The sequence below is a fragment of the Gordonia sp. McavH-238-E genome (genome assembly GCF_022348225.1).
GTDB classification, from domain to species: domain Bacteria; phylum Actinomycetota; class Actinomycetes; order Mycobacteriales; family Mycobacteriaceae; genus Gordonia; species Gordonia terrae.
The window spans coordinates 157,091-169,492 of the sequence record NZ_JAKRFE010000004.1 but is presented as its reverse complement, the minus strand read 5'-3'; the positions used below and the strand labels follow the sequence as shown (position 1 = coordinate 169,492).

14 protein-coding genes are annotated in these 12,402 nt (G+C 71.2%); 13 read left to right on the top strand and 1 reads right to left on the bottom strand.

Annotated features, from left to right (window positions below):
* Positions 1-5: 5 nt before the first annotated feature.
* The 6 genes from MHN80_RS07130 to MHN80_RS07105 all read left to right on the top strand — a co-directional run bounded on the left by MHN80_RS07130 (position 6) and on the right by MHN80_RS07105 (position 6,170).
* Complete coding sequence (locus tag MHN80_RS07130) at positions 6-371, top strand: hypothetical protein (RefSeq protein ID WP_239400537.1); 366 nt, start codon at positions 6-8, stop codon at positions 369-371.
* Positions 368-1,471: a hypothetical protein gene (locus MHN80_RS07125; protein ID WP_239400535.1), complete on the top strand. Its 1,104-nt coding sequence runs from the start codon at positions 368-370 to the stop codon at positions 1,469-1,471. Before MHN80_RS07130 ends, MHN80_RS07125 begins: the two co-directional genes overlap by 4 nt.
* A complete protein-coding gene (locus MHN80_RS07120; RefSeq protein ID WP_064571971.1) occupies positions 1,468-1,728 on the top strand; it encodes a hypothetical protein in 261 nt (86 codons plus the stop codon). The genes MHN80_RS07125 and MHN80_RS07120 overlap by 4 nt, the downstream gene beginning before the upstream one ends.
* A 10-nt stretch (positions 1,729-1,738) precedes the next feature.
* On the top strand, positions 1,739-2,722 hold the full coding sequence (locus MHN80_RS07115; RefSeq protein ID WP_064571970.1) for an alpha/beta hydrolase: 984 nt from the start codon (positions 1,739-1,741) through the stop codon (positions 2,720-2,722).
* A gap of 100 nt (positions 2,723-2,822) precedes the next feature.
* Entirely contained in the window at positions 2,823-4,685 is a 1,863-nt protein-coding gene (glmS, locus tag MHN80_RS07110) for a glutamine--fructose-6-phosphate transaminase (isomerizing) (protein ID WP_004019175.1), read from the top strand.
* A 9-nt stretch (positions 4,686-4,694) separates the two neighbouring features.
* Entirely contained in the window at positions 4,695-6,170 is a 1,476-nt protein-coding gene (locus tag MHN80_RS07105) for an NAD(P)H-hydrate dehydratase (protein WP_239400533.1), read from the top strand.
* Here MHN80_RS07105 and MHN80_RS07100 read toward each other — a convergent pair.
* On the bottom strand, positions 6,118-6,588 hold the full coding sequence (locus MHN80_RS07100) for a hypothetical protein (RefSeq protein ID WP_239400532.1): 471 nt from the start codon (positions 6,586-6,588) through the stop codon (positions 6,118-6,120). The two genes, MHN80_RS07105 and MHN80_RS07100, sit on opposite strands and share 53 nt — an antisense overlap.
* A 173-nt stretch (positions 6,589-6,761) precedes the next feature.
* Between MHN80_RS07100 and alr the strand changes: the two genes are divergently transcribed.
* The 7 genes from alr (at position 6,762) to groES (ending at position 12,305) form a co-directional block, all read left to right on the top strand.
* The gene (gene alr, locus MHN80_RS07095; protein ID WP_239400530.1) at positions 6,762-7,946 is read left to right on the top strand and encodes an alanine racemase; all 1,185 of its coding nucleotides are present in this window, start codon (positions 6,762-6,764) and stop codon (positions 7,944-7,946) included.
* Complete coding sequence (locus tag MHN80_RS07090; RefSeq protein WP_239400529.1) at positions 7,943-9,082, top strand: alpha/beta fold hydrolase; 1,140 nt, start codon at positions 7,943-7,945, stop codon at positions 9,080-9,082. The genes alr and MHN80_RS07090 overlap by 4 nt, the downstream gene beginning before the upstream one ends.
* Complete coding sequence (gene tsaE / locus MHN80_RS07085; RefSeq protein ID WP_004019181.1) at positions 9,079-9,555, top strand: tRNA (adenosine(37)-N6)-threonylcarbamoyltransferase complex ATPase subunit type 1 TsaE; 477 nt, start codon at positions 9,079-9,081, stop codon at positions 9,553-9,555. Before MHN80_RS07090 ends, tsaE begins: the two co-directional genes overlap by 4 nt.
* The gene (tsaB, locus tag MHN80_RS07080; RefSeq protein WP_064571652.1) at positions 9,552-10,262 is read left to right on the top strand and encodes a tRNA (adenosine(37)-N6)-threonylcarbamoyltransferase complex dimerization subunit type 1 TsaB; all 711 of its coding nucleotides are present in this window, start codon (positions 9,552-9,554) and stop codon (positions 10,260-10,262) included. Before tsaE ends, tsaB begins: the two co-directional genes overlap by 4 nt.
* A complete protein-coding gene (gene rimI, locus MHN80_RS07075; RefSeq protein ID WP_064571634.1) occupies positions 10,259-10,768 on the top strand; it encodes a ribosomal protein S18-alanine N-acetyltransferase in 510 nt (169 codons plus the stop codon). The genes tsaB and rimI overlap by 4 nt, the downstream gene beginning before the upstream one ends.
* Positions 10,765-11,811 carry a tRNA (adenosine(37)-N6)-threonylcarbamoyltransferase complex transferase subunit TsaD gene (gene tsaD, locus MHN80_RS07070; RefSeq protein WP_064571633.1) on the top strand — a complete coding sequence of 349 codons (1,047 nt, stop codon included), beginning with the start codon at positions 10,765-10,767 and terminating at the stop codon, positions 11,809-11,811. Before rimI ends, tsaD begins: the two co-directional genes overlap by 4 nt.
* Positions 11,812-12,005: 194 nt before the next feature.
* A complete protein-coding gene (gene groES / locus MHN80_RS07065) occupies positions 12,006-12,305 on the top strand; it encodes a co-chaperone GroES (RefSeq protein ID WP_004019185.1) in 300 nt (99 codons plus the stop codon).
* Positions 12,306-12,402 lie beyond the last annotated feature (97 nt).

Here is a 12,402-nt window from a genome sequence, read left to right as displayed (position 1 = left end):
GGGACATGAACGGCACCGGCAGGCAGCGGATCGCGATGGACACCGCCCAGGTGTCGGCGGTCGCGTCGTACTACCGCAGGTCCTCGCTGGTGCTGTCGGCGGTCGCCGACGATCTGGCCGCGCACGACTTCGGGGCCTGGGCTCGACAATCCACGGTGCGGGACGCCGACTCCGCCACCTTCGGACCATCGGCGGCGACCTACGCAGACATGACCACGACCCTGTCGCGCCGGTTGCGCGTACAGGCCGCCGCAGCCGCGGCGCTCGCCGACACCCTGCGCAACAGTGCGCTGACCATGGCCGACGGCGACGGCCGCGCGGCGGTGGAGATCTCGCGAGCGCTACCCGCGGCGGAGGTGGACGGCCGGTGAGGCGCGGCGCGGACTCGCTGTCGGTGCTGAGAGCTGATGCCCGGGAAGGCGTCGAGGCGTTGATCGAGCTCGTGTCGGTGGGGCGCCTGATGGGGATCGGTGCGCCCGACGAGTCCACCATCCGCAACGGAGTGGGTGTCGTCGACGGCTTCGACATCGCGGCACTGTCCGCGGACAGTCGGGCCCTGGTGTCGGCGCATCGCGCCGTGTCCGAACTGCTCCACCATCTCCCCGAGCAGCAGGTCCGGCTCGACGACGGCTGGAACAGCGAGTCCGCGACCGTCGCGATCGCCACGGTCATCGATCATCAGCGTCGTGCCGAGTCGGATCTGCACATCCTGCGCACCCTCACCGAGGCCACCTCGGCCGCAGCGTCGGGTATCGACCGGTTGTTACGCACCTTCTATCTGACGCTCGCCCGGTTGTCGGCGCCGGCCGCTGCCGGTGTGCCGCCGGCAGAGCTGCCGCAGGCGGTGCTCACCGGTCGGGTGCCGATGGGGGTGGCGGTCGAGGACATCTCGTCGAGGCTTGCCCTGTTCACCACGTCGCTGGAGACCACGACCCGGGGTGTCGCCGGGATTCTCGACCTCCTGAACCGGTCCGTCGACGGCATCGACGACGAGGCGTATCCGGTCGACGCCGAGCGCTCGGGCCGCGTTCCGTCCGCGATGCCCGATCCGCCGCCCGCGACACCGGACCCACCGGTCGCGTCGGCGCCCGTGCACACCGTCGCCGCGCCCTCGCCGGTCACCCAGACGTGGCTCGCCGAATCGACCACCGAGGACCGAACCCACGAGATCGGTGCCGCGAGTGCATCCGCCGTGTCCGCATCGGCACCCGACGAGGTCGAGGCAGCCCGCGCCGTCCCCGAACCCGATGACGGAATCGACATCCCGTTTCGGCTCGGCGGCACCGAGGGACTCGACGCACCCGTGGCCACCGTCGAGGAGGCAACCGCCGAAACCGGGCCCGCCGAAACCGGGCCCGCCGAAACCGGGTCCGCTGACACCGAACCCGCCGGACCTGATTCACCTGGGCCGATACCGGACGCATCGTCTGACCGGTCCTCGGGTGACCTCGCCCTGGCAGGCGACCAGTGAACCTCGCCGACCAGATCGAGGCGATGGCCCGCACCGCGACCGCCGGTGTCGCCGAGGCATCGCACCGGTTCTCCGCGCAGCAGCGTGACCTCGAACTCGCGATGGCCGACCATCGTCGCAACGCGGTGCGGTCCGAGACACAGCGGCTGCGCGACGATCTCGAGAACGACGCCGATGCCGCGGACGCCACCCCGGGCATTCTGCTGCCGGCCGACGTGGCCGACGCCAGTCCCCATCTGCCGCCGCCGAACACATAGGCTGTCTGCTGTGCCAGGCAAGAAGCAGAAGCCGCAGTCGCCCGCGAAGCTGATGTCCGCGCTCGCCCGACGCGGCCCCCATCGTGTGTTGCGCGGCGACCTCGGGATCGTCGGAACCCCGGGCGTCGTCTTCACTCCCGCCGAGGGCGAACGACTCCCGGCCGTCGCGTTCGGCCACGGATGGATGACCTCGGTCGAGCGGTACCGCGACCTGTGTCACCACCTCGCGTCGTGGGGCATCGTCGTCGCCGTCCCCGCGGGTCAGCGCGGCCTGCTGGTGTCCGATGACGCGATGGCCGCCCAGCTCCGCTCGGCACTGTCGATCGTGACGAGGGTCCCGCTCGGCTTCGGCGAGATCACCGTCGACCCGCGCAAGATCGGGTTCGCCGGTCACGGCTTCGGTGCCGCCGCCGCGGTACTGGCCGCATCGGAGGGCGTGCTGCACGGCCAGCCGCAACCGCAGGCCCGCGGGGTGGTCGCGCTGTTCCCGGCGCCGACGACCTCCGCGCTGCTGCCCGCGGCCCGTCGGTTGAGTGCTCCGGGCCTCATCGTCTCGGCCATCGGCGAACTCGACACCATCGACGGCAACGCGCTCCCGCTTGCGCAGGCGTACGGGTCGGAGTCGTCGGCCGACCCCCGGCCGGCCGCGGTGCTGCGCACCCCGCCGGGCGCCACCTCGCGCGGACTGATCGAACACCGGTCCATCAAGTCGTTGCTCGGCGGCAACGGCGCCGACAAGAAGACCCACACCGCGGTACGGGCGATGACCACCGGATTCCTGCTGCACACCCTCGACGGCGACGACCGCTACGAGGCCTTCGCCGACGCCGACACGGTGCTCGGGAAGGTGCCTGCGGTGGACCTCGACGATCCCCCGGAGATGCAGGACAAGATCGCCAAGTTGCTGGGCGCGAAGGAACGCAAGCGCCGTCGCGCGGCGAGCCCGGTCCCGTCCGGTGCGCCGAACGCGGTGGTGCCCGACACCATCGAGTGACGGCGGTGCGGAATCACCCGATCGGGGCCCGTTGTGACCCCGGCTCGGGACGCGACGCGGCGCGCTGCCACTCCCGCGTCCGCAGGTACCCTGACTAGCTATGTGTGGAATCGTGGGATACGTGGGGCGGCGCGATGCCCTGGACATCGTCGTCGACGCGCTGCGACGGATGGAATACCGCGGATACGACTCGGCGGGCGTCGCGATCCTCGACGGCGAGGGAAGCACCGCCATCCAGAAGAAGGCGCTCCGACTGGAGAACCTGGAGAAGCAGATCGCCACCGTCGGTCGCGAATCCCTGTCGGGGACGACCGGAATCGGACACACCCGCTGGGCGACGCACGGCAAGCCGACCGATCGCAACGCGCATCCGCACGCCAGTGACGACGGCAAGCTCGCCGTCGTGCACAACGGCATCATCGAGAACTACGCGGAACTGCGCGCCGAACTCGAGGAGGACGGGGTCGAGTTCACGTCCGAGACCGACACCGAGACCGCCGTGCACCTCGTGTCGAAGTACTACGCGCTGGGTCCGACCGCCGGCGACTTCGTGGCCAGCGCCTACGCGGCGCTCCGTCGTCTCGAGGGGGCCTTCACCCTCGTGTTCACCCACGCCGACCACGCGGACACCATCGTCGCGGCGCGACGGTCGACACCGCTCGTGGTGGGCGTCGGGAAGGGGGAGATGTTCCTCGCGTCGGACGTGACCGCATTCATCGAACACACCCGGGACGCAGTCGAACTCGGCCAGGACGAGGTCGTGGTGATCACCGCCGACTCGTACACGGTCAGCGACTTCGACCAGAACGTCCGCGAGGGCAAGCCGTTCCACATCGACTGGGATCTCGCCGCCGCGGAAAAGGGCGGCTACGACTTCTTCATGCTCAAGGAGATCGCCGAGCAGCCGCGCGCGATCGCCGACACCCTCCTGGGGCATCTGCAGAACGGCCGCATCGTGCTCGACGAACAGCGCCTGACCGACGACGACCTACGCGACGTCGACAAGGTGTTCGTGGTCGCCTGTGGAACCGCCTACCACGCGGGTCTGCTCGCCAAGTACGCGATCGAGCACTGGACCCGGCTCCCGGTCGAGATCGAACTCGCCAGCGAGTTCCGCTACCGCGACCCGGTGCTCGACCGGTCGACGCTGGTCGTCGCGATCTCGCAGTCCGGTGAGACAGCCGACACGCTCGAAGCCGTCCGGCACGCGAAGGACCAGAAGGCTCGCGTCCTGGCCATCTGCAACACCAACGGCGCACAGATCCCGCGGGAATCCGACGCGGTCCTCTACACTCACGCCGGCCCCGAGATCGGCGTCGCGTCGACCAAGTGCTTCCTCGCGCAGATCGTCGCCGCCTACCTGGTGGGCCTCGCGCTGGCGCAGGCCCGGGGCACCAAGTACGCCGACGAGGTCGCCCGCGAGTTCGCGGCCATCGAGGCGATGGCCGATTCCGTCGCCCAGGTGCTCGACACCATGGAACCGGTGCGCGAACTCGCGCGCTCGCTGGCGCATCACAACACGGTGCTGTTCATCGGCCGCCACGTCGGATATCCGGTCGCGCTCGAAGGTGCCCTCAAGCTCAAAGAACTCGCGTACATGCACGCCGAGGGGTTCGCGGCGGGTGAGCTCAAGCACGGGCCGATCGCCCTGATCGAGGACGGGCTGCCGGTGATCACGGTCATGCCGTCCCCGGACGGACGCGCCGTGCTGCATTCCAAGATGGTCAGCAACATCCGCGAGATCCAGGCCCGTGGCGCGCGCACGATCGTCATCGCCGAGCCCGACGACGTGGCCGCCCGTGCGGTCGCCGACGAGTTCATCCCGATCCCGAAGACGCCGACACTGCTGCAGCCCCTGGTCTCGACGGTCCCGCTGCAGGTGTTCGCCGCCAGCGTCGCCCAGGCGCGCGGCTACGACGTCGACAAACCGCGGAACCTGGCCAAATCGGTGACCGTCGAATAGTCGATCCGCATGCCGATCCGCTATCTGACGGCTGACGAGGTCCGCGACGCCGAGCGGGCCTCGGGGGACCTGCTCACCGGCGGCGTCCTGATGCGCCGGGCGGCGCATGGGGTCGCCCAGGTGATCGCGGCGGAGCTGAACCGGACCGGCGGCTGCTACGGACGGGCGGTCGGCGTCGTCGTCGGTGCCGGGGACAACGGCGGCGACGCGCTGTTCGCCGGCGCCGAACTGTGCCGCCGCGGAGTGCGGGTCGCGGCGGTCCTCCTCGCTCCGGACAAGGCCCACGCCGCCGGTCTGGCGGCGTTCCGCGCCGCCGGCGGACGGACCGGTGAGCGACTCCCCGACGAACTCGACGTGATCGTCGACGGCGTGGTCGGTCTCGGCGGCCGGGGTCCGTTGCGGACGAACGCCGCCGAGGTCTTCGCGGGTGTCGATCCGGACACCACGGTCGTCGCGGTGGATCTGCCGTCGGGTGTCGACGCCGACACCGGTGAGGTCCACGATCCGGCGGTTCGTGCCGACATCACGGTCACCTTCGGGGTCCGGCGTCGTGCGCATCTGCTCGCCGCTCCGCAGTGTGGGGCGGTCGTCCTGGTCGACATCGGCCTCGACGATGTCCTGCCCGCGACGAGCCGACTCGCCACACCGACGCTCAGCGCGCTCGTCGACGACGAGATCGACTGGCCCACACCGGGTCCCGGAGATGACAAGTACACGCAAGGGGTCGTCGGGGTCATCGCCGGGTCGCATCGGTACCCGGGCGCCGCGGTCCTCGCCACCGGCGCGGCGGTGACCGCGACCTCGGGGATGACGCGCTTCGTGGGGTCCGCGCACGCCGAAGTGGTGGCGCGGTGGCCGGAGGTCGTCGCGACGCCCGATCTCGCCGACGCCGGTCGCGTCCAGGCGTGGGTCCTCGGCCCCGGTATGGGTACCGACGACGCCGCCGCGGCGACCCTGCGGACGGTCCTGGCCACCGACCTGCCGGTCCTCGCCGACGCCGACGCACTGACCCTGATCGCCCGCGACCCCGGTCTCGTCGACGGACGGACGTCGCCGACCCTGCTGACACCCCACGCCGGCGAGTTCGCCCGGCTGACCGGCACCGAGCTGGGCGCCGACCGTCTCACCGCTGTCGCCGACCTCGCCGCGAGGTGGGGCGTCACGGTGCTGCTCAAGGGGCGCGTCACGCTGGTCGCCGACCCGACGGGTCACGTCCTCGGCAACGACGCCGGGTCGTCGTGGGCCGCGACCGCCGGGGCCGGGGACGTCCTGTCGGGGGTGGCCGGGGCCCTTCTTGCCGCCGGGACACCGCCTCGGATCGCCGGTGCGGCGGCCGCGCGCGTCCACGCCCGGGCGGCGGAGCTCGCGAGTGGCGGCGCGCCGATCGGGGCGTCGGCCCTGCTGTCGGCGCTGCGTCCGGCGATCCGCGAGTTCACCACGCGCCGAGCACGAACACGAGTGGGTACAGCGCCGTCAGCGCGGTGAACGCGGTGACCGACGACAGCACGATCGCATCGGCGATGATGCCCGCGCGCCGCAGCGCGCCGTGCCGGATGCGCTGGGTGACCGAGATGGCCAGCGCCGCGCAGGCGGCGACCGCCGCGACGACCCCGACGCCGAAGGCGACCAGGGCCGCGACCCCGTAGGCGTCGGCGGGTTCGCCGGCCATCGCGTGGCCGAGGGCGAGCAGGAAGAGCACCCCGGCCGTGATGAACGCCACCCAGGCGATCGCATTGGCGGCCCAGGAGGTCAGCGATGCGCTCAGGCCCGGACGGGCGGGGCCGGCGGGCGGGATGATCGGATCGACGGGGGAGAAGGCGGCGAGGTCCTGGCCGTACGGCGGGGGCGCGAGGCGGGCGGGGGCGAACACGGCGGTGGCCTGCGGATTCGGATTGTTGTACATGGTGACTCCGTGGGTGCGGCGACGGTCGGGACTGCAGTGGGGTCCACTCAACCGCCCGGAGCACGCCGGTGCATCGGTGTGACTACTCAGACCCCGTCGGTAGATCGTCGCCCTCCTCTCGCTGCGGGCAGCCGGGGTCGGCCCGACCCGGCGATCTGGGACAATGAACGACGATGACTTCCCCTGCTCTGACCGCGACCGTCGATCTCGGCGCGATCGCCCACAACGTCGGTGTGCTGCGTGCCGTCTCGGGTTCCGACGTGATGGCGGTCGTGAAGGCCGACGCCTACGGCCACGGCGCGCTGCCGGTGGCGCGTGCCGTGCTCGCCGCGGGTGCCACCGAACTCGGTGTCGCGCACCTCACCGAGGCCGCCGCGCTGCGGGCAGCCGGCATCGACGCCCCGATCACGGCATGGCTGCACACGCCGGGTGCCGACTTCGCCGGTGCGATCACCGACCGCATCGACATCGCGCTCTCGTCGATCGCGCAGCTCGACGCGGTGGTCGCCGCCGCGCGGCGCGCCGGTCGGCCCGCCCTGGTGACCGCCAAGGTCGACACCGGCCTCAATCGCAGCGGCGTCGCGGTGGACGAGTGGGCCGACTTCGCCGAGCGGGTCGCGAAGGCACACGCGGACGGATCGGTGATCCTGCGCGCGGCGATGTGCCATCTCGCGCGCGGAGACGAGCCCGAGCACCCGTTGAACGACGCCCAGGCGCAACGGCTCGACCTCGCGGTGGCCGACCTGGTCCGGCTGGGGGCGACGCCGCAGGTGGTGCACATCGCCAATTCGCCGGCGGCGCTGACCCGCCCGGATCTGGCCCGTGACCTCGTCCGTCCCGGGATCGCCGTGTACGGCCGCACCCCGGTGCCCGCACAGGGCGACTTCGGGCTGATCCCGGCCATGACGCTGACCGCGCGCATCGCGCTCGTGAAGAAGGTTGCCGCGGGGCAGGGCGTGTCCTACAGCGAGACATGGATCGCGCCGCGTGACACGGTGGTCGCCGTGGTCGCCGCGGGATACGCCGACGGCGTACCGCGACTGTTGTCGGGCCGCATCCGGGTCCGGATCGGTGATCGGATGTTCGACGGCGTGGGCCGGATCTGCATGGATCAGCTGGTCGTCGACCTCGGACCGGACGGGGCCGGTGTCCGCGAAGGGGACGAGGCCGAACTGTTCGGCACCGGAGCCGCCGGCGGCCCGACCGCGAAGGACTGGGCGGACGCGATCGGCACCATCGACTACGAGATCGTCTCGCAGGTCGGGACGCGGGTGGTCCGTAGGTACGTCGGCGAGAGGGTCGCCGGGGTAGATTCCGAGGACACGGTGACACCCGAGAACGCGGGGACCGGACAGTGAGCGGGGCACCACTGGTGGACGATTCCGAACGCGTCGGATTGCTGGCCGGGGTGGCGGGGATCGCCGCCCTGGGCGGTATGGCGGCCGTCGGGGCGGCACGAAACATCGCTCGCAAGAGTGTGGTCGGCCGGGCGGACCCACACGCCGACGTCGACCTCACCGCGCTCTACGGCGAGCGGGCGACCACGGTCACCACCGATGACGGCCTCGAGCTGGCGGTGCGGATCGTCGACCTCGGGACGGTGACGGCCGACTCGGCGCCCGACCTGACGATCGTGTTCGTGCACGGCTTCAGTCTTCGGTTGTCGAGCTGGCACTTCCAGTGCGAGCAACTCGCCGCGGAGTGGTCCGACCGCAACTACCGTCTGGTGTTCTTCGACCATCGGGGTCACGGGGAGAGCGACCCGGCTCCGACCGAGACGTGCACGATCGCCCAGCTCGCCGACGACGCGGCAGCCGTGGTCCGGGCCACCGTCCCGGTCGGACCCGTTGTCCTCGTAGGTCATTCGATGGGGGGCATGACCCTGATGGGCCTCGCTCGCCGCCACCCGGCACTGTTCTCGACCCACGGTCCGGTGGCCGGTGTGGGTCTCGTGGCGACGGCATCGCGCGGTATCACCGACGCCGGACTCGGTGAGGGACTGCGCAATCCGGTGGTGGACGCCTTCCGGATGAGTGTCCGCCGCGCCCCGCGCCTCGTACAGGCCGGCCGCGGACTGACCCGCTCGGCTCTCGAACCGGTGCTGGTCGCAGCGAGTTTCGGACCGACGTTCTACAGTCCGGCGCTCGGTGCGGCGGTGGACAAGATGATCCAGAGCACGCCGATCGAGACCATCGTGAACTTCTTGCACGCGTTGGAGATCCACGACGAATCCACCGCCCTGCCGGTGATCGCGCAGGTCCCGACCACGGTTGTGTGCGGCGATCGGGACCGACTGACGCCGCTGCGCAACTCGGTGCGGATGTACTCCCAACTCGGCGCCGACTCGCGACTGGTGGTCGCCAAGGGCGCCGGTCACATGGTCCAGATGGAGGAGCCGCGTCTGGTGAGCGACGCGATCGTCGAACTGGTCGACCGCGCGCGGGTCGCGCTGCCTGCTCCCCGCCGGCGCTGGTGGAAGCGAGGCCGGGGATGAGCCGACCGGGTCCCGGCGGTGCGCGTGAACTTCCCGACGTCGCCGACACCGAGGCCTTCGGTGCCGAGCTGGCGTCGACCCTGACCGCGGGGGACGTGGTCATCCTCGACGGACCGCTGGGTGCGGGGAAGACGGCGCTGGCCCGCGGGATCGGAGCCGGGCTCGGCGTCGTGGGCCGGGTGACGTCGCCGACCTTCATCATCGCGCGCGAGCACCGACCGGGCCGCCCGGACCGACCGGGGATGGTCCACGTCGATGCGTACCGGCTCGGCGGCACCGGGAACGGTTCCGGCGTCCTCGACGAGCTCGATGCCCTCGATCTGGACTCCGACCTCGACGAGGCGGTCGTCGTCGTGGAGTGGGGTGAGGGCGTGGCCGAGCGGCTGGCCGATCGGCATCTCGTCGTGCGGCTGCGCCGGGACGCCGACAGCGATGTGCGACATGTGGAGTGGGAATGGGTGAGCGCCGAATGAGCGAGGGTCTGGTGCTGGCGGTCGACACCGCCACCGACTCGGTGGTGGCCGGAGTGGCCGCCCTGCACGACGGCGAGGTGCGGGTCCTGGCCGAGCGTGTGGTCGCCGACCATCGGCGGCACGCGGAACTGCTCACCAGCCTCATCGCCGAGAGTCTCGCCGAATCCGGCGCCGCCCGAACCGATCTGACCGCGGTCGTCGTCGGCTGCGGGCCCGGGCCGTTCACCGGGCTCCGGGTCGGGATGGCGACCGGCGCCGCCTTCGCCGATGCGCTCGGGATCCCGGCGTACGGTGTGTGCTCCTTGGATGCACTTGCCGCCGAAGCCGATCCGGGCGCCGCCGATGCCTCGTCTCGGATTCTCGTGGTGACCGACGCGCGCCGGCGTGAGGTGTATTGGGCGCTGTACGGGGGCGGCCGCCGGCTGCGCGGGCCCGAGGTGGCCGCGCCCGGGGTGGTCGCCGATGAACTCGCCGCCGACCGGTCCGCAGGACGGATCGGGGCTGCTGCCGGTTCTGCCGCCCATCTGGAGCTCACCGGCTGGACCGGCGGCGCACCCGCGATCGCGGTACCGACCGTCCGCGGGCTCATCGCGGCCGCGGCCGCCGACATCATCGCCGGACGGGAGCCCGCACCGCTTGTCCCGCTGTATCTCCGACGCCCCGACGCCGTCGAGCAGAAGGACCGCCGGGCGGGTGCGGCGCGATGACCACACCCGAATTGATGATCGACGCCCTCACCTACGGCGACATCCCGCGCTGTGCCGCGCTGGAACGGCAGATGTTCGCCGACGATTCCCCCTGGCCGGCAGCGGCTTTCCGGGCCGAACTCAACGCGCCCTACAACACCTATTTCGCGGCGCGGGAACGCGCCGGGGCCGACGTCATCGGGTATGCGGGCGTCTCCCTGCTCGGACAGCCGGACGCCTGGGAGTGCGAGATCCACACCATCGCCGTCGATCCGGACCATCGGGGCCGGGGAGTGGGCAAGGCCCTGCTCGAGGCCATGCTCGTCGTCGCCGACGAGAACGACGCCCCGGTGTTCCTCGAGGTGCGCACCGACAACGACGTGGCGATCGCGCTGTACTCGCGGCACGGGTTCAGCACCGCGGGTCTTCGCCGCAACTACTATCAGCCGTCCGGCGCGGATGCCTACACGATGTTGCGGCTACCGGTCTCGGGCCGGCCGCTCGAACCGGAGGAGGGCCCCGCGTGATCGTCATGGGTATCGAGAGTTCGTGCGACGAAACGGGTGTCGGCATCGTCCGGTGGACGCCGGGCGACGGTGACGCCCCCGGATACGCGACGATGCTCGCCGACGAGGTGGCGTCGAGCGTGGACGAACATGCGCGATTCGGCGGCGTGGTCCCCGAGATCGCATCGCGTGCGCATCTGGAGGCGATCGTCCCCACGATGCGCCGGGCGCGGGAGGCGGCCGGGATCGACCGTCCCGACGCCATCGCCGTCACCATCGGCCCGGGCCTGGCCGGTGCGTTGCTCGTCGGGGTCGCCGCGGCGAAGGCCTACGCACTCGCCTGGGATGTGCCGCTGTATGCGATGAACCATCTCGGCGGCCACGTCGCGGTGGACACCCTCGAGCACGGACCCATGCCGGAGTGCGTCGCGCTGCTCGTGTCCGGCGGGCACACCCACCTCCTGCACGTCACCGATCTCGCCGAGCCCATCGTCGAACTCGGCACCACGGTCGATGACGCGGCGGGGGAGGCCTTCGACAAGGTCGCCCGTCTGCTGGACCTCGGCTTCCCGGGCGGTCCGGCACTCGACAGCGCCGCCCGCGCGGGCGACCCGGGCGCGATCGCCTTTCCGCGCGGGATGACCGGTCCCCGCGACTCGCGGCACGACTTCTCGTTCAGCGGAGTGAAGACCGCTGTCGCACGGTATGTGGAGAAATGTGAGCGCGACGGCGCGGAGGTGCCCGTCGCGGACGTGGCGGCCTCGTTCCAGGAGGCGGTCGCCGACGTGCTGACGATGAAGGCGGTCCGTGCGTGCCGTGACCTCGGCGTGGACACCCTGGTCCTCGGGGGCGGCGCGACCGCCAATTCCCGCATCCGGTCGCTCGCCCAGGAGCGCTGCGCGGCGGCCGGGATCGACCTGCGGGTGCCCAAGCCGCGGCTGTGTACCGACAACGGGGTCATGATCGCGACCCTCGGTGCCCATGTGATCGCCGGGGGAGCGCGGCCGTCACCGCTGACCGTGGCGTCGGACCCGGCGATGTCGGTGCGAGTCAGCCAGCTGTAGTCGAGGGTCGTCGACGGATTCGCGGGCAGCGAACACGTCCGGGTTTTTGCAGCCGCCACCCTTGAGTGCTGGCACTCGCATGTATAGAGTGCTAGTTGGCGCTGAGCGAAGCCTCGGATACCCGCGACGACGGGGTTTCACAGGGCCGTGAACGTGCAGATTCTTTCTCAGTACGAAAGTTGAGGACTCACATCGTGGCGAGCGTGAACATCAAGCCGCTTGAGGACAAGATCCTGGTGCAGGCCGTCGAGGCCGAGACGACCACCGCCTCGGGCCTGGTCATCCCGGACTCCGCCAAGGAGAAGCCGCAGGAAGGCACCGTCATCGCTGTCGGCGAGGGTCGGGTCACCGAGCAGGGCAACCGCGTCCCCGTGGACGTCAAAGAAGGCGACACCGTCATCTACAGCAAGTACGGCGGCACCGAGATCAAGTACGCCGGCGAGGAGTACCTGATCCTCTCGGCACGCGACGTCCTCGCCGTCATCGGCAAGTAGGACCGGCCGAGTTAGACCCCGCGAGCCGTTTTCGCGTCTCACATCGCCCCGGCGCCCCGTGCAGGGGTACCGGGGCGATGTGCGTTGCGGCGATCGG

Coding starts and splice junctions, on each gene's coding strand:
- MHN80_RS07130 (WP_239400537.1), top strand. CDS start 6: ATGAACGGCACCGGCAGGCAGCGGATCGCGATGGACACCGCCCAGGTG.
- glmS (WP_004019175.1), top strand. CDS start 2,823: ATGTGTGGAATCGTGGGATACGTGGGGCGGCGCGATGCCCTGGACATC.
- MHN80_RS07105 (WP_239400533.1), top strand. CDS start 4,695: ATGCCGATCCGCTATCTGACGGCTGACGAGGTCCGCGACGCCGAGCGG.
- MHN80_RS07100 (WP_239400532.1), bottom strand. CDS start 6,588: ATGTACAACAATCCGAATCCGCAGGCCACCGCCGTGTTCGCCCCCGCC.
- alr (WP_239400530.1), top strand. CDS start 6,762: ATGACTTCCCCTGCTCTGACCGCGACCGTCGATCTCGGCGCGATCGCC.
- tsaE (WP_004019181.1), top strand. CDS start 9,079: ATGAGCCGACCGGGTCCCGGCGGTGCGCGTGAACTTCCCGACGTCGCC.
- tsaB (WP_064571652.1), top strand. CDS start 9,552: ATGAGCGAGGGTCTGGTGCTGGCGGTCGACACCGCCACCGACTCGGTG.
- rimI (WP_064571634.1), top strand. CDS start 10,259: ATGACCACACCCGAATTGATGATCGACGCCCTCACCTACGGCGACATC.